Annotated in this window: 23 protein-coding genes; 16 read left to right on the plus strand and 7 right to left on the minus strand. The window is 71.3% G+C overall.

The window, feature by feature from the left end; all coding sequences use genetic code 11:
- Nucleotides 1-9 precede the first annotated feature (9 nt).
- From DEFCA_RS0102680 to DEFCA_RS0102700, 5 genes are read right to left on the minus strand one after another with little or no spacing between them, the layout of a single operon-like run.
- The gene (locus tag DEFCA_RS0102680; protein ID WP_169709415.1) at nt 10-2,004 is read right to left on the minus strand and encodes a penicillin-binding protein 1A; all 1,995 of its coding nucleotides are present in this window, start codon (nt 2,002-2,004) and stop codon (nt 10-12) included.
- Complete coding sequence (locus DEFCA_RS0102685) at nt 2,001-2,984, minus strand: PhoH family protein (protein ID WP_025321499.1); 984 nt, start codon at nt 2,982-2,984, stop codon at nt 2,001-2,003. The genes DEFCA_RS0102680 and DEFCA_RS0102685 overlap by 4 nt, the downstream gene beginning before the upstream one ends.
- Nucleotides 2,981-3,418, minus strand: coding sequence for a secondary thiamine-phosphate synthase enzyme YjbQ (locus DEFCA_RS0102690; RefSeq protein WP_025321500.1), 438 nt, complete (start codon nt 3,416-3,418; stop codon nt 2,981-2,983). The genes DEFCA_RS0102685 and DEFCA_RS0102690 overlap by 4 nt, the downstream gene beginning before the upstream one ends.
- 9 nt (nt 3,419-3,427) lie before the next feature.
- Complete coding sequence (locus DEFCA_RS0102695) at nt 3,428-4,276, minus strand: HDOD domain-containing protein (protein WP_025321501.1); 849 nt, start codon at nt 4,274-4,276, stop codon at nt 3,428-3,430.
- Complete coding sequence (locus tag DEFCA_RS0102700) at nt 4,273-4,758, minus strand: chemotaxis protein CheD (RefSeq protein WP_025321502.1); 486 nt, start codon at nt 4,756-4,758, stop codon at nt 4,273-4,275. Before DEFCA_RS0102700 ends, DEFCA_RS0102695 begins: the two co-directional genes overlap by 4 nt.
- Nucleotides 4,759-4,924: 166 nt before the next feature.
- On the opposite strand from DEFCA_RS0102700, the gene DEFCA_RS0102705 reads away from it, so the two are divergent.
- The 4 genes from DEFCA_RS0102705 (at nt 4,925) to DEFCA_RS0102720 (ending at nt 7,466) form a co-directional block, all read left to right on the plus strand.
- Nucleotides 4,925-5,629, plus strand: coding sequence for a cytidylate kinase-like family protein (locus DEFCA_RS0102705; RefSeq protein ID WP_025321503.1), 705 nt, complete (start codon nt 4,925-4,927; stop codon nt 5,627-5,629).
- Nucleotides 5,630-5,727: 98 nt separating this feature from the next.
- Nucleotides 5,728-6,072, plus strand: a complete 345-nt coding sequence (locus DEFCA_RS0102710) for a hypothetical protein (RefSeq protein WP_025321504.1) — start codon at nt 5,728-5,730, stop codon at nt 6,070-6,072.
- Between the two features lie 468 nt (nt 6,073-6,540).
- Nucleotides 6,541-7,155: a transcriptional repressor LexA gene (gene lexA / locus DEFCA_RS0102715; RefSeq protein WP_025321505.1), complete on the plus strand. Its 615-nt coding sequence runs from the start codon at nt 6,541-6,543 to the stop codon at nt 7,153-7,155.
- A gap of 11 nt (nt 7,156-7,166) precedes the next feature.
- A complete protein-coding gene (locus DEFCA_RS0102720; RefSeq protein ID WP_025321506.1) occupies nt 7,167-7,466 on the plus strand; it encodes a hypothetical protein in 300 nt (99 codons plus the stop codon).
- Here DEFCA_RS0102720 and DEFCA_RS0102725 read toward each other — a convergent pair.
- Nucleotides 7,443-9,089 carry an ATP-binding protein gene (locus DEFCA_RS0102725; protein ID WP_025321507.1) on the minus strand — a complete coding sequence of 549 codons (1,647 nt, stop codon included), beginning with the start codon at nt 9,087-9,089 and terminating at the stop codon, nt 7,443-7,445. The genes DEFCA_RS0102720 and DEFCA_RS0102725 overlap by 24 nt on opposite strands.
- 3 nt (nt 9,090-9,092) lie before the next feature.
- Nucleotides 9,093-9,863 carry a substrate-binding periplasmic protein gene (locus tag DEFCA_RS0102730; protein ID WP_025321508.1) on the minus strand — a complete coding sequence of 257 codons (771 nt, stop codon included), beginning with the start codon at nt 9,861-9,863 and terminating at the stop codon, nt 9,093-9,095.
- A 172-nt stretch (nt 9,864-10,035) separates the two neighbouring features.
- Between DEFCA_RS0102730 and DEFCA_RS0102735 the strand changes: the two genes are divergently transcribed.
- Genes DEFCA_RS0102735 through DEFCA_RS0102790 form a run of 12 tightly spaced genes read left to right on the plus strand, consistent with a single transcriptional unit; the run spans nt 10,036 to nt 20,791 of the window.
- Nucleotides 10,036-11,187 (plus strand): deoxyguanosinetriphosphate triphosphohydrolase, encoded by a 1,152-nt coding sequence (locus DEFCA_RS0102735; RefSeq protein ID WP_025321509.1) that lies wholly within the window; start codon nt 10,036-10,038, stop codon nt 11,185-11,187.
- A gap of 1 nt (nt 11,188) precedes the next feature.
- The gene (locus DEFCA_RS21905; protein WP_025321510.1) at nt 11,189-12,079 is read left to right on the plus strand and encodes a lysophospholipid acyltransferase family protein; all 891 of its coding nucleotides are present in this window, start codon (nt 11,189-11,191) and stop codon (nt 12,077-12,079) included.
- On the plus strand, nt 12,076-12,636 hold the full coding sequence (locus DEFCA_RS21910) for a D-glycero-alpha-D-manno-heptose-1,7-bisphosphate 7-phosphatase (RefSeq protein WP_169709416.1): 561 nt from the start codon (nt 12,076-12,078) through the stop codon (nt 12,634-12,636). The genes DEFCA_RS21905 and DEFCA_RS21910 overlap by 4 nt, the downstream gene beginning before the upstream one ends.
- On the plus strand, nt 12,633-13,796 hold the full coding sequence (locus DEFCA_RS0102750) for a glycosyltransferase family 9 protein (RefSeq protein ID WP_025321512.1): 1,164 nt from the start codon (nt 12,633-12,635) through the stop codon (nt 13,794-13,796). Before DEFCA_RS21910 ends, DEFCA_RS0102750 begins: the two co-directional genes overlap by 4 nt.
- Entirely contained in the window at nt 13,793-14,359 is a 567-nt protein-coding gene (locus DEFCA_RS19000) for a methyltransferase family protein (RefSeq protein ID WP_025321513.1), read from the plus strand. The genes DEFCA_RS0102750 and DEFCA_RS19000 overlap by 4 nt, the downstream gene beginning before the upstream one ends.
- 47 nt (nt 14,360-14,406) lie before the next feature.
- A complete protein-coding gene (locus tag DEFCA_RS21225) occupies nt 14,407-14,580 on the plus strand; it encodes a Trm112 family protein (protein WP_084318691.1) in 174 nt (57 codons plus the stop codon).
- Between the two features lie 42 nt (nt 14,581-14,622).
- Nucleotides 14,623-15,465, plus strand: a complete 843-nt coding sequence (locus tag DEFCA_RS0102765; protein WP_051463182.1) for a glycosyltransferase family 2 protein — start codon at nt 14,623-14,625, stop codon at nt 15,463-15,465.
- The gene (gene waaF, locus DEFCA_RS0102770; RefSeq protein ID WP_025321515.1) at nt 15,462-16,472 is read left to right on the plus strand and encodes a lipopolysaccharide heptosyltransferase II; all 1,011 of its coding nucleotides are present in this window, start codon (nt 15,462-15,464) and stop codon (nt 16,470-16,472) included. The genes DEFCA_RS0102765 and waaF overlap by 4 nt, the downstream gene beginning before the upstream one ends.
- On the plus strand, nt 16,469-17,581 hold the full coding sequence (locus DEFCA_RS0102775; protein ID WP_169709417.1) for a glycosyltransferase: 1,113 nt from the start codon (nt 16,469-16,471) through the stop codon (nt 17,579-17,581). The genes waaF and DEFCA_RS0102775 overlap by 4 nt, the downstream gene beginning before the upstream one ends.
- A complete protein-coding gene (locus DEFCA_RS0102780; RefSeq protein ID WP_025321517.1) occupies nt 17,578-18,582 on the plus strand; it encodes a glycosyltransferase family 9 protein in 1,005 nt (334 codons plus the stop codon). Before DEFCA_RS0102775 ends, DEFCA_RS0102780 begins: the two co-directional genes overlap by 4 nt.
- Nucleotides 18,579-19,640, plus strand: coding sequence for a glycosyltransferase (locus DEFCA_RS0102785; RefSeq protein ID WP_025321518.1), 1,062 nt, complete (start codon nt 18,579-18,581; stop codon nt 19,638-19,640). Before DEFCA_RS0102780 ends, DEFCA_RS0102785 begins: the two co-directional genes overlap by 4 nt.
- Nucleotides 19,637-20,791: a glycosyltransferase gene (locus DEFCA_RS0102790; RefSeq protein WP_025321519.1), complete on the plus strand. Its 1,155-nt coding sequence runs from the start codon at nt 19,637-19,639 to the stop codon at nt 20,789-20,791. Before DEFCA_RS0102785 ends, DEFCA_RS0102790 begins: the two co-directional genes overlap by 4 nt.
- Nucleotides 20,792-20,793: the final 2 nt, after the last annotated feature.

The following is a 20,793-nucleotide window of genomic DNA, read 5'->3' on the forward strand; positions in this document are numbered from 1 at the left end:
CGGTTCCGTTCAGGGGGTGGGCGGCATCAGGGTCAGGCGGCCGGCCAGGCGGGGCCAGCGCAGGGTCCGATGGTCGCAGGGACGGGTCGGTGCGGAGCCCCGGGCAAAGGCGGCGTTGGCGGTCTCGGGGCAGTCGGGCCCGGCCCTCCGACCCGTGCGGGTGTCGATCTCCACGAACACCACCCCCGGCGGCACCGGCCACGGTGGGGGGAGCTCGGTCCCGGCCGCCGCGGCCATGGTGGCCTTCCAGATGGGGAGGGCGGCCCGGGCCCCGGTCTCCCCCCGGCCCAGGGGCGTGTTGTCGTCGCACCCCACCCACACGGCCAGGGCCAGCCGGCTCGAGAACCCCACGAACCAGGCGTCGCGTTGGTCGTCGGTGGTGCCGGTCTTGCCGGCCACCGGAAACGGGAGGTCCCGGGCCCCGCGGCCGGTGCCCTCCTGGACCACGGCCCGGAGCATGTCGGTGATCAGGTATGCGGTCACCGCATTGAGGACCCGCCGGGGCGCGGGAGGGCGGGGCCAGAGGTTGCGGCCGTCGGGGCCGTAGACCGCTCGGACCCAGTGGGGCTGGGGCAGCATCCCTCCCGAGCCGGCCGCGGCGTAGGCCCGGGCCAGCTCCAGGGGGCTCACCCCTCCGACCCCGAGGGCCTCGGCCGGCCCCTGCCCCAAGGGCCCCGTGAGGCCCAGGCGGCGGGCCGTGGCGTCCACCCGCTGGCGACCCAAGGCCTGGAACAGCCGCACGGCAGGCAGGTTGCGGCTGCGGGCCAGGGCCCGGCGCAGGGTCATCTCGCCCTCGAAGGTGCCGTCGTAGTTCGAGGGCTTCCAGGGCCTGAGGGGATGGGCCCCCGGAAACGAGCCGGGCGCGTCGATCAAGGTGTCGGCCTGGGTGTACCCTTGCTCCAGGGCGGTGAGGTACACGAAGTACTTGAAGGCCGATCCCGGCTGCCGCCGGGCCTGCAGGGCCCGGTCGAAGGGGCTCTCGGACCAGCTCCGGCCTCCCACCTGGGCTCGCACCGCCCCCGTGCGCAGGTCCAGGGCGATCACCGCGCCCTGTGCGGGGCGCTTGCGGCGGGGATGCCGCCGGTCCACGGCCCGGAGCCCCTCGGCCAGGGCTGCCTCGGCCGCCTCCTGCACCGCGGACGACAGGGTCGTATACACCCGGAGCCCGCCCTCGTACACGGGATCGAGGCCCAGGGTCTCCACCAGGCGACGGCGTACCGTCTCCACGAAGTAGGGCGCGCGCACCTTGGGCCGGCCGGCCGGCCGGGGCAGGGGCTGGGCGCGGGCCCGGGCCACGGCCTGGGCGTCGCCCCAGCCGAGGTCCTGCATCCGCCGCAGCACCAGGTCGCGCCGGGCCCGGGCCCGGTCGGGGTTGCGGAACGGATCGTACCGGGACGGGGCCTTGGGCAGGGCCGCGAGCAGGGCCGCCTCTGCCAGGCCGAGCTCCGAGGCCGGCTTACGGAAGTACACCTGGGCCGCGGCGCCCACCCCGTACGCGCCGTTGCCCAGATAGATCTGGTTCAGATAGAACTCCAGGATCTCCTGCTTGGTGTACCGCCGCTCGATCTCCAGGGCGAGCAGGGCCTCCCGGAGCTTCCGGGCCAGGGTGCGCTCGGGGGTGAGAAACAGCACCTTGGCCAGCTGCTGGGTGATGGTGGACCCCCCCTCCACCACCCGGCCCTCCAGCACGTCCACGGCGAGGGCCTTCAGAATCCGGCCCACATTGAGCCCGAAGTGCTCGAAGAACCGATGGTCCTCGATGGCCAGGAACGCGCGGATCACGTGGGGAGGGAGCTCCTCCAGGGTCACGGGGATCCGCCTCTCCACGCTGAACTCGGCCAGCAGGCTGCCGTCTGCCGCGTACACCCGCGTGGCCGCCGGGGGCCGGAAGGTCTCCAGGCGCGACACCTGGGGAAGCCCCTGGGCGAGGAGCCACAGGGCCGACACGACAAAGCCCAGGCCCGCGCCGGCCGGCAGGGCCAGCAGCAGCACGAGGCGTCTCAAGGCGGGTTCTCCGCCCCCGCCTCCCGGTCCCGGGCCTCGTAGGCCTCGATGATCTCCTGCACGAGGGGGTGGCGCACCACGTCGTCCCGGGTGAACCGGCAGAACCGGATGCCCGGGATGTGGGCGAGCAGTCCCTCGGCCTCGACCAGGCCCGACACGGTGCCCGGCGGCAGGTCCACCTGGGTCACGTCGCCCGTGATGACCGCCTTGCTGTCGAACCCCAGGCGGGTCAGGAACATCCGCATCTGCTCCGAGGTGGTGTTCTGGGCCTCGTCCAGGATCACGAACGAGTCGTTCAGGGTGCGGCCCCGCATGAAGGCGAGCGGCGCCACCTCGATCGAGCCCCGCTCGATCAGCGCGGAGGCCTTCTCGAAGTCCATCATGTCGTGGAGGGCGTCGTAGAGGGGGCGCAGGTAGGGGTTCACCTTCTCGTAGAGGGTTCCGGGCAGGAACCCGAGCTTCTCCCCGGCCTCCACGGCCGGCCGGGTCAGGATGATGCGCTTGACCTGGCGCTTGGCGTGGGCCGAGATGGCCATGGCCATGGCGAGGTAGGTCTTTCCGGTGCCCGCCGGGCCGATGCCGAACACGATATCGTGGGTGCGGATCGCCTCGATGTACTCCTTCTGGGCCAGGCTCTTGGGGCTGATCACCCGGCGGTCGGCGGCGATGTAGACGGCGTCGAGAAAGATGTCCTTGAGGCGTGCCCGGCGGTTGGCCCGGAGGATGCGCACGGCGTGGTCGATATCGGCCCGGAACAGGGGATACCCCTCCTCCACCAGCTCGTAGAGCTGCTCCACCACCGCGGCGGCCAGCTCCACGCCCACCGGATCTCCCCGCACCAGGACCACGTTGCCCCGGCACGACACCGAGATGTCGCGCACCACGTGGGCCAGCTCCCGGAGGTGGGCCTCCCGCTCCCCCACCAGGGCCTGCACGTGCCGGGGGTCATCGAGAACCACGCGTTGGATCGCCTCGCTCATGGTTCCGTCTGCCCGGGGGTGCCGATCACCTGCACCTCGATCCTGCGAGTACGCGGCCGGTTGTCGAAGTCGCACAGCACGAACTGCTGCCAGGTTCCCCTGACCAGCCGCCCGTCCCGGACCAGGAACGACAGGGAGGGGCTCACCAGGGCGGCGCGCACGTGGGCGTACCCGTTGCCGTCGCCCCATGCCCGGTCGTGGTGGTAGGGAACCCCGGCCGGGGCGGCGCGTTCCAGCGCCTCGGCCAGGTCCCGGACCACGCCGGGCTCGAACTCGATGGTGGTCAGGGCCGCCGTGGATCCCGGCACGAAGCACACCCCGTTGCCCTGCCGTACCCCCCACGAGGCGATCACCCGCTCCAGATCGGGGGTGAGGTCCAGGGTGTGGCCCCCTCCCCGGGTCTCGTAGGTAAGGGTCGCGTTCCAGATCCGCACGGCCGTCGGTTACGAGAGGGTGAACAGGTCCTGGGCGGCGCGGACCCGCTCGGCCAGCCGGGCCAGCACCTCCTCCACGTCGGCCGTGTCCTTCAGGCCCAGGGAGGCCAGGCTGGCCTCGTCGAGGCGATAGGCCAACCCGTCGGCCCCGACCCCCTGGCCCAGGGTCATGGTGAACGCGTCGGCCAGGTGGGAGATCTGTGCCAACGTCGGGTCGATCCGGGCCTCAGCCGGCCGGTGGTGGTACCGGACGGACTCCACCAGGGTGTCGGGGAAACCCCAGCGTTCCAGGAGCCGGGCCCCGACCTCCGGGTGGGGCACCCCCACCACCCGCCTTTCGGCCTCCTGCCAGGAGATGCCTTCCTCCTCGGTCAGCCGCCGGATCTCCCGGATGGACGGGGCCACGAACTCGGCGAGCACGATCTTGCCGAGGTCCTGCAGCAGCCCGGCCGTGTACGCGGTGCCCGGCGCTGGGTAACGGATCCGTTCGGCCAGCAGCTCGGCGGCCAGGGCCGAGGTGACGCTGCTTCGCCACAGGTCCCCGGCCGCCAGGGCATACCCCTCCTGGGCCGGGGTGAGGTAGCGGCTCGCGAGAACCGTGAGCGCGATCTGCACGATCTTGCGCAGGCCGAGCAGGCCGGTCGCCTGGCGCACCGAGGTGACCCGGGCCCGCAGCCCGTAGATCGGGGCGTTGCAGGCCCGCAGCACGTTGGCGGTCATGGCGGGGTCCCGTTCGATCCAGCCCGCCACCTGACCCAGGTTGGCATCGGGGTCCTGGGCGGCGGTGAGCAGACGAACCGCCACGGCCGGCATGGGAGGCAGGGCCTCCAGTTGGCTCAGGATCTGCTGGACGTTCAAAGGACCTCCTCCCCCACCCCCAGAAGCCGGACCCGGACCTGCCCGTCGGTGAGGCGCAGCTCCATCGATCGTCCCACGGTGCCGCCGAGGCTCGTTGCGACGATGGGAATCCGTTCCAGGCGGCACAGCCCCACCAGCGCCTCGGCGTTGCGGCTGCCGATGTCGAAGATGGCGGTCTGCCCGAGCATGTTGGCGCCGCCGGCCAGCTTGGCCACCAGGTCGGCCTTGCGGGCACCGGCGTCCTCCAGGGCCCGAAGCAGCTCGTAGAAGCCGCTGTCCGCATACATGAACGGGTTGAACTCCCGGCTGGAGGAGCGGTACCGGGAGTCTGGGAGCATCACGTGCACCAGGCCTCCCACCCGGCGGGCGGGGTCGTACAACGTCAGGCCCACGCAGGACCCGAGGGCGTACGTGATCACGGTGTCATCGGCGTCCGCGCTGACCTTTGCGTCCGAAATCCCTACCACGAGCGTCTCGGCCATGGGTCCTCCTGGGATCGTAGAGTCGAGCATAGCAAAACGTGAGTGGAAAGCGAAAGCATCGGCCGACCTCCCAGCCGTCGCCTTGAAGCCCCCCCCGCCCTTTGTTATAAAGGGCGCCGAATTTTGGCCGGCCTCCGGGGCCGGCCCTGTCCGCTGAGGAGGAGCGATGCCTGTCATCACGATTTCGAATCAGTTCGGGGCCGGCGGGCCGGAGATCGGGCGAGAACTCGCCAAACGGTTGGGGATCGACTACCTGGACAAGGAGATCCTCCACCGGGTGGCGCTCGAGGTGAACGTGCCGGACGAGGAGGTGGAGGAGTTCGAGGAGGAGCACCACAGCAAGTTTCGCAGTTTCTTCTCCACGATCTTCGATCTGGACGCCCTGAAGAAGAAGGCCAAGGCCCCGCCGGAGGAGTTCGCCCAAGGATACGACGATCGGGACAAGATTCCGTTCCATTACCGGGTGGACGGCTGGATCGACAGCGACATCTACAAGCAGATGATCGTCAAGGTCATCACGGCCTTGGGGCGGCGCCGGGGTGTGGTGATCGTGGGCCGCGGCGGGCAGGTGGTGCTCCAGGACAACCCCCGCACCGTGCACGTGCGCATCGTGGCGGACGAGGAAGACCGGGTCGCCTGGACGGCCCAACGGCGGAACCTGTCGTCGGAGGAGGCCCGGGACTTCGTGCACCTGGTGGATGCGCGCAGCCACGACTACCTGCGGTTCTACTTCGATGTGGACCCGGACCAACCCACCCTGTACCACGCGGTTCTGAACACGAGCCGCATCCCCCGGGAGCGGTGCGTGGAGATCATCGAAGGGCTGGCCAGGGATCTGGCAGCCCAGGAGGAGCCCACCGGCGAGGGCTAGCCCGTACCCCCCCCGCCCCGTCGGCTCAAGAGACCGGTGCCCTCGGCCGATCGGACGACCTGAGAGGGTCGTGGATCGGGCGAGCCGAGGAGGTCCCCATGGCTTTCGGACGCGCGGTGTCGCTGGGGGCGGTTGGGGTCCTGCTCTGGACCCTGTGTGGCGGCGCATGGGCCGGAGGGGTTTCCCAGTACCTGGTCGAAGGTCGGGTCTACGTGGCCGTGGTGTTCGGTCCGGACGGTCGAGCAGGGGAGGTGGCCTGGACCGACACCGTCACGGGGAAGCGGGGGGATGCCCCGTTCCGTCTGGACGAAGGGGGTCGCCTCGTGGTCCGGTTGCCGCGCGGCGAGACCGCCCGGGTACACGTGCTGCCCCGCCTGGCCCTGGTGGTGGAGTCGCCGCCCTGGGGCGGTGACGAGCCTGCCCTGGGGGTGAGCCTGGACTGATCCCGCCTGACGTTGGGCCTTCGGCCCGCTAGGACGCTAGGAAGCTGGGAGGCTAGGAGGCTTGAAAACCTCCTTGATCTCCGAGCATTCCAAGCACAGCCACGCCTCTTTGTTACCACCTCACAGTCCGGGGGGCATGGGGTCTGCCGGAGAGCCGGGCGCGGCTCCTATGCTCGCCGCGCAGTGCCTCCTGCGTCCGGACCGCGAAATGGTACCCCTTGCACGCAGCTGTGATGAAACCAACTCCCCTGTCCTGTGCCTGCGCGGCGAATCTCAACGCCCGGCTTCGCGCACGGCCGGAGGCAGACCCCATGCCCCGCCGCCGGCAACGGCCCCGGACCCCATCAGTTACCTTCCCTTGTTGCCCGGCCCCGCGGGGGCCTGAGGGGGCTTCCTCGCCTCCCAGCTTCCCAGCCTCCTAGCCCTCCATCCTTGACTTACGCAAAACTTACGCATATGCTCTCCGCCATGGCGACCCCGAGACTCACCCCGAAACAGAAGCAGGTTCTCGACTTCATCCGGCAGTACTGGGACCGACACGGCGTGGCCCCCACCCAGCAGGAGATCGCCCACCGGTTCGGGTTCCGCTCGTTGGGTACGGTGCAGAACTACCTGAAGCGGCTCGAGGCGGAAGGGGTGCTCGAGCGTCGTTGGAACGGGAAGCGCTCCCTGCGGGTGGTGGAGACCCAGCCCGGCCGGTCGGCCGCTGAGCTGCCGCTGCTGGGCACCGTGGCGGCCGGCCGCCCCATCGAGGCGGTGGAGGTGCCCGACACGTTCGAGGTGCCCGCGCCCATGGCGGCCGGGGGCGAGCGGTTCGTGCTGCGGGTGCGGGGGGATTCGATGGTGGAGGACGGCATCCTGGACGGGGACTACCTCGTGGTGGAACGCCGGCCCACGGCCCGGCCGGGGGAGACGGTGGTGGCCCTGGTGGACGGGGAGGCCACGGTGAAGCGCTTCCACCCGGTGCCGGGGGGGGTGGAGCTCAGGCCGGCCAACGCCGCCATGGAGCCGATCCGGGTGGAGCCGGACCAGGAACTGCGGATCGTGGGCCGGGTGGTGGGGGTGATCCGGTTTTGCCGGTGAGGAGGTGAGCGGTGGAGCGATGGACCCGGACGGCCCAGGGGGTGGCGGCGGGGCTGGGATTCTTTGCGGGATTCCTGTGGGCCCTGGAGCAGTGGGCCCCCGGCCTGGCCCCGGTGTTCGCGGCCGCCGTGGCCCCGGGGCTGGTCCTGGCGGCGGGGTACGGCGCGGGGGTGGGATGGTTGTGGAGGCCGGCGTGGGCCGCAGCGGGCGGTGGGCTACGGGTGGTGATCGCCCCCGTGGGGTTCGGGGGATCGTTCGCCCTTGCTGCCACGTTAACGATCGGGCTCCTACGGCTGGCGGGGGGGGGATAGGCGACCTTCCTCCCCGCGGCGCGAGCCCGAGGCCGGCACCCCGGCCGGGGGAGTGCCGGAGGCCAAGGGAAGGCGGATCCGAAACTCGGTGCCGCGGCCGGGCCGGGAGTCCACCTCGATCTCGCCCCCGTGGAGGTGGACGATGCGCTCCACCATGGCCAACCCCAGGCCGGTGCCGATCCCCGGTGGTTTCGTGGTGAAGAACGGCTGGAAGATGTGGGGAAGAACGTCCGGGGGGATGCCGGGCCCGTCGTCCGCCACCGCCACCACGGCCCATCGCCGGCCGTGGTCGTCTTCCGCCGTGTCGACCCCCAGCCAGATGGTGCCCCGTTGGCCCAGGGCGTCCTTGGCGTTCATGATGAGGTTCAGCAGGGCCTGCTGAAGCTCGCCCGGGGCGGCGTCGACCGTCGGGCGGGCCCGTATCGCCAGTTGGAGCCGGACCCCGGACCCCAGTGCGGGCCGGGCCAGGGTCGCCGCCTGCTCCAGAACATCGGCCACCGACACGGCCGAACGGGGGATGTCGGTCCGGGCGAGGGCTAGCAGGCTCTGGAGGAGCCGGGAGGCCTGGTCCAGGCCGTCGCGGGCGGCGGGGAGGCACCGCTCCGGCGGGAGGCCCTGCTCCAACAGGTCCAGGTGGCCCCGGACCACATGGAGAAGGTTGCGGAAGTCGTGGGCCAGCCCGCTGGCCAGCCGCCCCATGCTCTCCATGCGCTGGGCGTCTGCCATCTGACGCTCGAGGGACCGCCGTTGCTCCGCCGCCCGACGGGCCTCGGTCACGTCGGCCACCAACCCGAACACCCGGCGGCCCTGGGGCCGGACCCAGTCGCGCACCCACAGCACCTGGCCCGAGGGGCCGGTGATGCGGTACTCGCGGGAGCCGGGCTCGCTCGCCGTCACCCGTTCGCGGAACCACCGCAAGGCGGCGGGCCGATCCTCGGGCAGGATCCAGTCGCCCCACCGGCCGCCGTCGTTCCCTGGAGCCACCAAGGGGCCACGCCGGAACAGGAGCCGGCCCTCGGGGGTCGCGAGATAGGTGGACACCCCGAGGGACCCGAGGATCAGGTCGTTGTGGATCTCGTGGCGGGCCAGACGTCTCGAGAACCGGCGGTTGCGCACCCACTGGGCCACCAGGACCTGGATGTAGGCCAGGAGGCCGGCGGTTCCCAGACCCACCGCGAGAAGGGCCAGCACGGCCCCCGCCAACAGCCGCCGTCTGGGGCGGCGGGGGGAGAGCACCAGCCGCAGGGTGCCGATGGGTCTTCCGCGATGGACGATCGGCCGTTCGAAGGTGACGAACCCATCGGACTCGGTGGGGAAGGTCGCGCCGGCAGGGCCTTCCCATCGGGCCGCCACCACCCCCCCGGCGTCCCGCACCTCGACCCCCACCACGTCCGGATCCAGGAGCAGTGCGTCCAGGCCGGCGGCCAGGTCTTCCATCTCCAGGTTCCATAGGGGACGCTGGAGCAACCTGGCCGCCACGGCCGCACCCCGGTTGCCCTTCTCCTGGAGCAGCCGTTCTTCCCGGAGGTGGTCGACCCAGAGGACCGCAGCGGCGGCAACCCCCGCCAGGAGGGCGGCGTAGGGGATCCACAGTCGTCGGATCCAGCGCCCCCGCCGCGGCACGGTTCAGCGCTCCGGTTTCTCGGCCGTGGGGTCGGGGAACGACGGCAACGGCGGGATGCTTCCCCGGGCCCGCAGGGCTTGCAGGGCGGCCTCCACCCGGTCCAGGTCCTGGCGGGAGCAGGTCTTCCGGGAAAGGGCCAGACGGGCCCACCCCATGAAGACCGCCTCACCCACCGGGACCACCCGGCCCTGCAGGCCGAGGGCTTCGATCTCCCGGAGGGTGGGGTCCCTCATGTCCACGAAGGCGGCGATCCGGGCCGCCAACAGCTTGTGGATGTTGGTGCGGGTCGAAGCCTCCTCCTCGGCCAACCCCCTTTGCCGTAGGCGATCCCGAATGCCGTCGAGGCGATCGCCGAAGGTGAACCCCCGGATGAATCCCACCGGCCGTCCGAGGTTCTCGAGGTCCTCGGGGCGGTCGAGCCGCAGGTCCGGGGGGCCGAACACCTGGGCCACCTTGGCATGGATCGGGGAGGTGAACCACAGGATCTCGGCCCTCTGGGGGGTGCGAGCGGGGCCGGTGAGCACGTCGAGCTCGCCCGTACGGATCTCGTGGAACACCCGAGCCGGGGGCCGGATACAGAACTCCACCTCGTACCCCGCCTCCTCCAGCACCAGTCGGGCCAGGTCCACGTCCAGCCCGGAGACCCGCTGGCCCTCCACCACCATGTACGGCCGGTGGTCGAACACCCCCACCCGGAGCACCCGCCGGGGTTGGGCCGCGGCGGAAGCGGCACACAGGCATCCCAGAACCGTGAGCAGGATGCGTGTTCCCATGGCGTTCTCCTGTACGGAAAATGTAACGGTGGCCACAAAAATATACGATTTGTGCATTAGGGGAAAAGGGGGGGCGGGTTTGGGAGGGCGGCCCCGGGTCGGTTGCTCCGGACCGGGGCGTCTGCTAGGGTATCGCGCCGCCCGAGGGGCAGCGGGGGGAAGGAGGCGGAGCATGGCCGGCACCGGCCGCGGAGAGAGACCCGACCTGGCACCCTATGCCGCCCGAAGTGCCCAGAGCCGGGGGCGGGCCCACGAAGAGCCGTTCAAGGACGACCGACCGGCGTTCGAGCGGGACCGGGACCGGATCATCCACTGCGAGGCGTTCCGCAAGCTCGAGTACAAGACCCAGGTGTTCCTGAACCACGAGGGCGACTACTACCGGACCCGGCTGACCCACAGCCTGGAGGTGGCCCAGATCTCCCGGGGGTTGGCGCGGCGCCTGGGCCTGAACGAGGAGCTGGCCGAGGCCCTGGCTCTGGCCCACGACCTGGGCCACACCCCCTTCGGCCACACCGGCGAGGAGGTGCTCCATCGGTTGGCCTCCGACGAAGGGGGGTTCGAGCACAACCTTCAGGGCCTGCGGGTGGTCACCCGGCTCGAGGAGCGGTATCCGGGCTTCCCGGGGTTGAATCTGACCTGGGAGGTGCGCGAGGGAATCGTGAAGCACGCCTCGAGCTGGGACCGGCCCCTGACGGAGGGGCTCGATGAGTACGAGCTCCCCCTGCAGCCCACGCTGGAGGCCCAGCTGATCGATCTGGCCGACGAGATCGCTTACAACAATCATGACATCGACGACGGGCTGGAGGCCGGGTACATCACTTTGGACGAGCTGGACGGGGTCGAGGTCTGGCGCGAGACCCGGGCGCGGGTGCGTCGGAAGTTCCCCGGGATCTCCGGGCGTCGGGAGATCTACCAGACCATCAGCCACCTGATCGGCCGCATGATGTCGGACGTGGTGGAGGCCACGACCCGAGAGCTGACCGAGGCAGGGGTCGAGACCCTCGACGACGTGCGTCGGGCCGGCCGGAGGCTCGTGGTTCGCTCGCCCGAGATGGAGCGCCGGAACCGGGAGCTCAAGGAGTTCTTGTACCAGAGGCTGTACCGCCACCCCAAGGTGGAGGCGATGAGGGTGAAGGCCGAGCGGTTCCTCACGGAACTGTTCCACGCCTACGTGGACAACCGGGGGCTCTTGTCCCGGGTCGACCAGGAGCGGGCCGAGCGCGAGGGGTTGAAGCGGGTGGTGTGCGACCGGATCGCGGGCATGACCGACCGCAGCTGCCTGGAGGAGTACCGCCGCCTGTTCGACCCGTTCCAGAAGGTGTGAGGTGGGCGCGGCCGAGCCCCTGGAGCATGCCCTGGTGCGTCTGGGCGCCGCCCTGGCGGGACGGATCGCCTGGGAGACCCGGCTGGCATGGGGGCGCCGGCTGGGACGCCTGTGGTGGGGGGTGGACCGCCGGCATCGCCGGATCGCCCAGGGGAACCTGACCCAGGCGTTTCCGGACCGACCGCAGGAGTGGGTGCGCGAGATCGCCGTGGCGAACTTCGAGCACCTGGGGATCACGGCGGTGGAGTTCGGTGGGATGTTCGCCGAGAGCCCCGAGAGCCTGCTGGCGCGGTACCGGTTCGAAGGCCGCGAACGGCTGGACCGTGTTTTGGAGGAGGGACGGGGGGCGCTGCTGCTCACCGCCCACCTGGGAAACTGGGAGCTGGCCGGGCTCGCCATGGCCGCGCTGGGGTACCCCGTTCACGCGGTGGGGCGCCGGCTCCGGAACCCCAGGATCGACGCGTGGGTTCGCTCGATGAGGGAGCGCTTCGGCGGGCGGGTGATCCCCCACCGCCAGGCGGTGCGGCCGGTGCTGCGGGCGCTGCGCTCGGGCGGGCTGGTGGCGTTCCTGCTGGACCAGAGGGCCCTGTCCCGCGAGGGGGTGCCCAGCGTGTTCTTCGGGCGGCCGGTCTCCACGAACCGGGGGCTGGCGACCCTGGCCCTGCGCACCGGGGCTCCCGTGCTGCCCGCGTTCGACCGGAGGGAGGGGGCCGGCCATGTGGCGTGGTGCGAGCCTCCGCTGGAGCCTCCGCCGGACGGGCCGGCCGAGCAGCGGATCCGGGAGCTCACCCGCCGGTTCGACCGGGTGATCGAGGAGGCGGTCCGCCGCGTTCCGGAGCAGTGGTTCTGGGTGCACCGGAGGTGGCGGCTGCCGAAGGGAATGACGCGGTGAGGCCGGCCGTGTTCCTGGATCGGGACGGGACCCTGATCCGGGAGACCGACTACCTTTCGGACCTGGCCGATCTGGAGGTGCTGCCCGGGGTGGACCGGGCCTTGGTCCGGCTGCGCCGGGCCGGGTTCGCCCTGGTGGGGGTCACGAACCAGTCCGGGGTGGCCCGGGGGTACTTCGATCTGGGGTTCGTGGAGCGCGTCCACCGGGAGATCGACCGCCGGCTCGGGGCCGCCGGGGGCCTGGACGCCTGGTACGTGTGCCCCCACCACCCGGAGTTCACGGGGCCGTGCGGCTGCCGGAAGCCGGCTCCCGGCCTGGTGCTTCGAGCCGTCCGGGACCTGGGGATCGACCTGGCCCGGTCGTGGATGGTGGGTGATAAGGCCTCGGACGTGGAGCTGGGACGTCGTGCGGGGTGCCGGTCGGCCTTGGTGCGCACGGGGTACGGCCGGGAGACCGAGGCTTCCCTCGTGGGAACGGGGTCGCGGCCCGAGGTGGTCGCGGACGATCTCTCCGCCGCGGTGGAGGCGATCCTGAACCGAACCGAGGATGCGAGATGAGCCGTTCCGAGTGGCCCGTGGTGGAAGGGTTCGGGCCGTACGCCGCGGACTGCCGGTACTTTACCGGGTACAAACCCTGCCGGTTCCGCCGGCTGTGCGACGGATGCCCGGAGTACCGCCCCCGGGGCACCCGGATCCTGCTGATCAACCTGGACGCCATGGGCGACGTGGTGCGCACCACCGCGCTGCTCCCGGCCCTCAAACGGGTCTATCCCCAGAGCTTCGTCTCCTGGGTCACTCTGAAAAATGCGGCCCCGATCCTGGAGCACAACCCCTACGTGGACGAGGTGCTCCTCTACGGCCCCGACACGGTCCTGGAGCTGGAGCCGCGGCGGTTCGAGCTGGTGCTCAACGTGGACAAGACCCGCCGCTCGGCAGCCCTGGCCCAGCGGGTGCAAGCGGCCGAGCGGCGGGGGTTCGGGGTGAACGAGCACGGGGCCATCGTGCCCCTGACCCCTGAGGCCGGGTATCAGTACTGGACCGGCCTGGACGATGATCTCAAGTTCCACCGCAACCGGAAGAGCGAGCAGCAGATGTTGGCCGAGACCATGGGCCTGGAGTTCCGGCGGGACCCCTACGTGCTCGTGCTGGGCCCGGAGGAGCGCTCGTTCGTGGAGCGGACGCGGCGGGCCTGGGGGCTCGGGGGCGAGGTCGTGGTCGGGCTCAACACGGGCTGCTCCACCTTGTTCCCTTACAAGAAGCTGCCGGTGGAGTACCAGGCCCGGCTGGCCGAGGAGCTCGTCGACCGGTTCCCCGGGGTCCGGGTCCTCCTGCTGGGGGGGCCCGAGGACGCGGAGCGCAACCGGGAGATCGCCCGCCTGACGCGGGCGCCGGTGCTGGAGACCCCCTGCACCGAGGGGCTCCGACGGGGCATCCAGTACATGGACCTGGCTGACGTGGTGATCACGGGCGACTCCCTGGGCATGCACCTGGCCATCGGGCTGGGCAAGCGGGTGGTGGCCTGGTTCGGGCTTACCTGCGAGCAGGAGATCGATTTTTTCGACCGGGGCGAGGCGGTGCTGGCCCGGGTCGACTGCCGGCCGTGCTGGCGACGGGCCTGCAACCGGCCGGTCAAGTGCTACGAGCGCGTGGACATGGAGGAGCTGCTGGGGGCGGCCGGCCGCCAGATCGAGGCGGCGCACAGGGAGAAGGCGGGGTGAGCGAGGACATCGGTCGGGTCGACGAATCGTCGTGGTTCTACCGGACGTTCGTGAAGAAGCGGGTCACCTGGGGGTTCGTGGCCGGGGCGCTGTTCGTGCTGTTCGCCGAGCCCACCCGGCAGAGCGTGTTCTGGGGGTTCTGGATCGCGCTCCTGGGTGAGGCCATCCGGACCTGGGCCTCCGGAACCATCGTCAAGACGAAGCAGCTCACCACCCATGGGCCCTACGGCCTGGTGCGCAACCCCCTCTACTCGGGCAGCTTCTTGATCGGGCTCGGGGTCTCGATCATGGGGGGGCGATGGTGGTTCGTGCCGCTGTTCCTCGTGGCGTTCGTGCCGGTGTACCGTGGGCTGGTGCGCAAGGAGGAACGGGTCCTGCTGGAGCGTTACGGCGATGCCTTCCGCGAGTACTGCCGACGGGTGCCCCGGTTCGTTCCCCGCCGGCTGCCCGGCCCCGGGGACCGGGCCCCCTACGACGCCCGGCGCATGTGGAGCAAGCACAAGGAGTGGCAGGCCTGGCTCGGCCTGTACGCGGTGACCCTGTATCTGCTGCTCCGGGCGTAGAACCGGGGTATACTCACTGCGCCTTTCCGAGGACCGAGGAGGAACCCATGGCCCTACCGCAGGATCTTCTTGACATCCTGGCCTGCCCCCAGTGCAAGGGCGAGCTGGAGTACCGGGAGGCGGAGAACGCGCTGCTGTGCCACGCCTGCCGCCTTCGGTACCGGGTGGAGGACGACATCCCGGTCATGCTGATCGACGAAGCCACCCCCCTGGAAGACTAGCCCCAGCGCCGGTCCACCCCCACCACGCCCCCCGGAACCGCCATGCCCCGAGCCCGCCGGCCCGTGCCCCGGCTCTCCGCCACCGTGATCTGCCTGAACGAGGCCGAGAAGATCCGCGGCTGCCTGGAGAGCGTGCGGTTCTGCGACGAGGTGGTGGTGGTGGACTCGGGCAGCACCGACGGCACCGTGGAGATCGCCCGGCAGCTGGCGGACGTGGTGATCGAACGGGACTGGCCGGGGTACGTGGCCCAGCAGAACTTCGCCAAGGATCAGGCCCGGGGAGAGTGGGTCCTGTCGATCGACGCGGACGAACGGGTCACGCCGGCGTTGGCCCGGGAGATCCAGCAGGTCCTCGCGCGCGAGCCGGCCGAGGACGGGTTCCGGATCACCCGGCACGTGCACTACCTGGGCCGGTGGATCGACCACTCCGGATGGTATCCGGAGCCCAGGGTGCGGCTGTTCCGGCGGAAGAAGGGGCGGTGGGAGGGGGTGGACCCCCACTACGACGTGGTGGTCCCGGGCGGGGTCGGACGTCTGGGCGGCGAGATCGTCCACTACACCTACGACGACATGGCCGACCATGTCCATACCCTGAACCGGTTCAGCTCGATCCTGGCCCAAGAGCATCACCGGCGCGGTCGCCGGTTCTCGTGGGGGAGCCTGCTACTTCGTCCCCCTCTGGAGTTCCTGAAGAAGTACGTGCTCAAGAGGGGGTTCCTGGACGGCCCCCAGGGGTTCTACGTGGCATCGCTCTCGGCGTTCTACGTGTTCCTGAAGCTCGCCAAGCTCTGGGAGCTCGAGCGGGTGGGGCCGGAACGACCCTGGCACCGGGAGGGGGCCGGGAGCGGGTCCCGTCCCCCCCTTCGCCGCGATCCGGGCCCGTGAACCGCGTCCTCGTCATCCAGACCGCGTTCCTGGGGGACGTGGTGCTGACCACCCCGCTGTTCCGGGCCCTGCGGAGGCGGTTTCCCGACGCGCGCCTCGACGTGCTGGTGACCCCGGCGGCCGCGCCGCTGGTCGAGGAGGACCCCCACCTGGACGAGGTGCTGCGCTACGACAAGAAGGGGGGAGAGCGGCTGGGCTCCGTGGCCCGCAGGCTCCGGGGCCGGGGGTACGACCTGATCGTGGCTCCCCACCGGTCCCACCGCACGGCCCTACTGGCCCGGTGGATCGGGGCGGTCGTGCGGGTGGGGTTCCGGGATGCCGGCCTTTGGTGGCTCTACACCCGAAGGGTGACGAGGCCGGCGGCCCTGCACGAGGTGGACCGGAACCTGGAGCTCCTGAGGGGCCTGGGGCTCCACCCGGAGCCCGAGGATCGGGTCCTCCACGTAGGGTATACGGAGCGTGAGGTCGAAGAGGTGGAGCGGGTGCTGGCAGAGGCGGGGGGGGAGGCCCACGAGCCCCTAGCCGCCTTGGCGCCGGGGTCGGTGTGGGCCACGAAACGCTGGCCGGCCGAGCGGTTCGCCGAGGTGGGGCGCGGTCTGCAGGCGCGCGGTTTGCGGGTGGTCGTGCTCGGCGGGCCCGACGACCGGGCGGTGGCCCAGGCGGTGTGTGCGGCGGTCGGGGCCGGGGCCGTGAACGCGGCCGGGAAGACGTCGCTCAAGGCCCTGGCCGCGTGGATGGACCGCGTGAGGCTTCTGGTGACCAACGACTCGGCCCCGCTCCACGTGGCCGCGGCCCGGGGCACGCCCACGGTCGCGGTGTTCGGCGCCACCACCCTAGACCTGGGGTTCGGCCCGTTCCACGCGGCATCCCGGGTGGTGGAGGCGGAGGTGGAGTGCCGCCCGTGCGGCCTCCACGGGGGGCGCAGGTGCCGAAAGGGGCATTTCCGGTGCATGCTGGAGGTGACCCCCGAGGAGGTGCTGGCGGCGTGCCGGGAGCTGGTCCGTTGAGACCGGCAGAGGGGCTGCGGGTGCTCCACGTGGACACCGGCAGGACGTGGCGCGGCGGCCAGCGCCAGGTGTTCCTGCTCCACCGGGGCCTGCGGGAGCGAGGGGTGGACAGCCTGCTGGTCTGCTCGGCCGGCGGGGTCCTCCACGACCGGGCCCGGGCGGCCGGGCTGCCGACCCGGGGCATGGGGCTGCGGGGCGAATGGGACCTGGTGTCGGCCTGGCGGGTCTCCCGGCTCGCGAGGCGGTGGGGAGCCGGGGTCCTCCACGCCCACTCCTCCCACGCCCACACCCTGGCCCTGCTGGCTCGCGTGCTCGGCGCGTCGGCCCCGGTGGTGGTCACCCGGCGGGTGGACTTCGTGCCCCGGCCCCACCCGTTCAACCGGTGGAAGTACGGCCGGGCCGACCGGATCGTGGCCATCAGCCGGGCCGTGGAGGGGATCCTCCGGGAGATCGGGGTGGCCCCGGATCGGATCCGTCGCATCCCCAGCGGGGTGGAGCCCCATCCCGTGGAGCCGGGGGACGGGCAGCGGTTCCGCAGGGAGATCGGGGTGGCCCCGGACGAGATCCTGGTGGGAAACGTGGGCCACCTGGTGGACCACAAGGGGCAGCGGTACCTGGTGGACGCCGTGCCCCGGGTGGTGGAGGCCGAGCCGCGGGCCCGGTTCGTCATCGTGGGCGAGGGCGAGCTGGAGGGCGACCTCCGGGCCCAGGCGGAGCGGCTGGGGCTGGGCGACCGGCTCGTGTTCGCCGGGCTGCGCACGGACATCGGCGCGGTCCTGGACGGCCTGGACGTGTTCGTCATGTCGTCCCACCTGGAGGGCCTCGGAACCTCGGTGATCGACGCCATGCTGGCCGAAAAGCCCGTGGTCGCCGCGGCCGCCGGAGGGATCCCGGACATCCTGAGGGACGGGGTGGACGGGGTGCTCGTGCCGCCCCGGGATCCCGAGGCCCTGGCCCGGGGGATCCTCCGGGTCCTGGGGGACCCGGCCGGCGCCGCGCGAATGGCCCGGACCGGCCGGGAACGGGCGGCCTCGGAGTTCGGGGTGGACCGCATGGTGGACCGGTACGTGGCCCTGTACCGGGACCTGGCGGGGAGGGGGCCGGGGTGAGGGTCCTCTTGATCCGGCTCTCGTCCCTGGGAGACGTGGTGCTGGCCACCGCTGCCGTGGAGGCCTTGGCCGAGGACCGCCTGGACGTGGAGATCCACGTGCTCACCAAGCCGGCGTTCCGGGAGGTGTTCCGGAACCACCCGGCCGTGGCCCGGTGCTTGGAGTGGGAGCCCGGCGAGGGCCTGGCTTCGCTGGCCGACCGGGTTCGGCGGGGCGGGTACGACCGGGTGGTGGACCTCCACGGGAACCTGCGCACCCGGGCCCTGCGGGCGCTGACGCCCAGGGTGCGGTGGAGCCGGTACCGCAAGGGCAGCGTTCGGCGCAGGGTGGCCGTGTGGCTGCGAAAACCGGCCCTCCTGGACCGAACGCACGTGGTGGACCGCTACGTCCGCGCCCTCGCCCCCCTGGGGGTGCGGCCGGTCCGGCGCCTGCCCCGGGTGTTTCCGGCCGAGGCCGATTACGGCCGGGTCGAGGCCCTCCTCCGGGCTTCGGGGTGGGCCGGCCAGCCCCTGATCGCGTTGGCGCCGGGGGCCCGGTGGGCCACCAAGGTGTGGCCGGAGACCCACTGGATGGATCTGGTGTCCCGGATCCGCGGAGAGGGCCGGGGGTTTCCCGTGGTGATCGGCGGAGCCGGGGACCGGGACCTGGCCGCGCGCGTCCTCGCCGGAGGGCCGGGCGCGAACCTGGCCGGCGAGACCTCGATCCTCGAGACCGCGGCCGTGCTGGAGCGCTGCGAGGTCCTGGTGACCAACGACTCGGCCCCCCTTCATCTGGCCACCGCCGTGGGCACCCGGGTGGTGGCCCTGTTCGGCCCCACGGTCACCGGGTTCGGGTTCTACCCGCTAGGCCCCCTCGACCGGGTTCTCGAACGGCCCGAGCCGTGCCGGCCGTGCAGCCTGCACGGGGGGGATCGTTGTAGGCTGGGAACCCTCTCGTGCCTCGAAGGCGTGTACCCCGAGACGGTGTGCGAGGAGCTGGCGCTCGGGGAGGGGGCTCCGTGAAAATCGCCTTCGTCAACTCCACCCGGAAATGGGGGGGCGTGAAGTCCTGGACCCTCACGTTCGGGCGGGCCCTCGCCCAGAGGGGTCACCGGGTCCTCGCGGTGGTTCGTCGGGAGAACCCGTTCGAGGCGGCGTGCCGGAAGGCGGGGTTTCGGGTCTACCCCGTGCGGTTCGGGTTCAAGTACGATCCCGTGGCCACGGCGCGGTTGGTCCGGGTGTTCCGGCGGGAGCGGCCCGACGTGGTGGTGGTGAACATCTCGCGGGATCTGGAGGTGGGGGCGGTGGCGGCCCGTCTCTGCGGGGTGGCGGTGGTGCGACGGGTAGGCCTGGTGGAGGATCTCCGGGGCACCGCCGAGGAGAGGTTGCAGCACCGTTGGCTCGTGAACCGGGTGGTCGTGCCGGCCCGATGGATGGCCGATGCCCTGGTGTCTGCGCATCCCTGGGTTCCCCGGGGGGCCGTGCGGGTGGTCCTGAACGGGCGGAATCTCGAGGCGTATCCACCCGCAGGGGGCTCGGGAGAGGGGGCGGTGGTGTTCGGGGTGACGAGCCAGCTGAGCCCGAGCAAGGGACACGGGGTCCTCCTCGATGCGGCAGAGCGGTTGGCCAAGGAAGGGACTCCCTTCCGGCTGAAGGTGGCCGGCACCGGAGGGCTCCGCGCAGAGCTCGAAAACGGGGTCGCGTCCCGCGGCCTGGGTGAGCGGGTGGAGTTCGTCGGGTTTCTCGGAGACGTCCGGCCGTTCTTGCAGGGGGTGGATGCGTTCGTGCTTCCGAGCCTCAAGGAGGGGCTCCCCAACGCGCTTCTGGAGGCCATGGCCACGGGCCTGCCGTGCGTGGCGTCGGACCTGCCGGGCACCCGGGAGGTGGGGGGCGATGCGGTCCTGCTGGTCCCCTCCGGGGATCCGGGGGCCCTGGCCGAGGCGATGGCCCGGGTGTCGAAGGACCCTCGGCTTCGCCGGACCCTGGGGCCGAGGGCCCGGGCGCGCGTGGGCACGGTCTTCGCTCTCGAGGGCCAGGTCTCGGTGCTGGAGCAGGTGTTGCAGGAGGTGGCCCCGCGGTGAGGCCGATCCGGGTGGTGCGGGTGTACAAGCGGGTCGGGGGCGGCGGGGTGGCCCGGCGTCTGGTGGAGCTGCTTCCACGCCTCCGCGAGGAACTGGAGGTGCGGGTCCTGTGCTACCGGGGTCGGGGAGACCTGGCCGGGGTCCTGGAACGGGACGGGATCCCGGTGGACGTGATCCCGATGGGCTCGAAGTGGTCGCCCTGGAACGTGTGGCGGTACGTGGCCTACTTCCGGAGGATCAGACCCCACGTGGTCCACACCCACGAGTACACGGCGAACACGTTGATGATTCATGCGGCGTGGATGGCTCGGGTACCGGTTCGGATTCGGCACCTCCACAGCATGGCCCCCTGGGGGTGGAATGGACCGGTGCGAACGCGACTTCGGGTCTTGGCCGACCGACGAGCCGCCAGGCGGGCTCACCTTACCCTGGCCGTGAGCGGGGCCGTGCGACAGGTGTTTCTGGAGACGAGCGGGCTCCCGCCCTCGTCCTGCCGGGTGTTGTACAACGGGGTGGACCTGGCCTCCTATGCCGAAGCCAGGGAAGAGGGCAAGAGGTTTCGTGCGGAGATGGGGATCCCTGCGGATGCCCCGGTGGTGGGGGTTGTAGGCCGGCTGTCACGCGGCAAAGGGCACGAGAATTTCCTTCGGTCCGCGCGGTGGATCAGCCAGGAGGTGCCAGGAACGCGGTTCCTGGTGGTGGGGGAAGGGGGAAGACGGTCGAAGCTGGAGACTCTGGCGGAAGATCTCGGTCTCCGGGATCGGGTGGTGTTCACGGGCCACCGGCAGGATGTGCCGGCGGCCCTCGGGGCCATGGACGTCTTCGTGTTTGCCGGAGAGGCCGACTCCCAAGGCCGGATCCAGGACGGGCTCCCGGGAGTCGTGATCGAAGCACTGGCCGCGGGGACCCCAGTGGTGGCGTTCGATCTGCCGATGATGGGGGAGATCCTGGGGCCAAGCGTGCCAGGCTTCGTGGTACCACGCGGAGACGTGGACTCGCTGGCCCGGGCTGTGGTGGGTTTTCTGGATGGAAGAGGGCCTGACACTGAGGTGCGAGAGGCGGCGAGACGGGGGGTATCGCGTTTTTCCCTGGATCGATGTGTGAAAGAGACCGTTAATATTTACAAGACGTTATTGGCCACTGCCGAGTGAGA

The organism is Deferrisoma camini S3R1 (assembly GCF_000526155.1).
In the GTDB taxonomy this organism is placed as follows: Bacteria; Desulfobacterota; Deferrisomatia; order Deferrisomatales; family Deferrisomataceae; genus Deferrisoma; species Deferrisoma camini.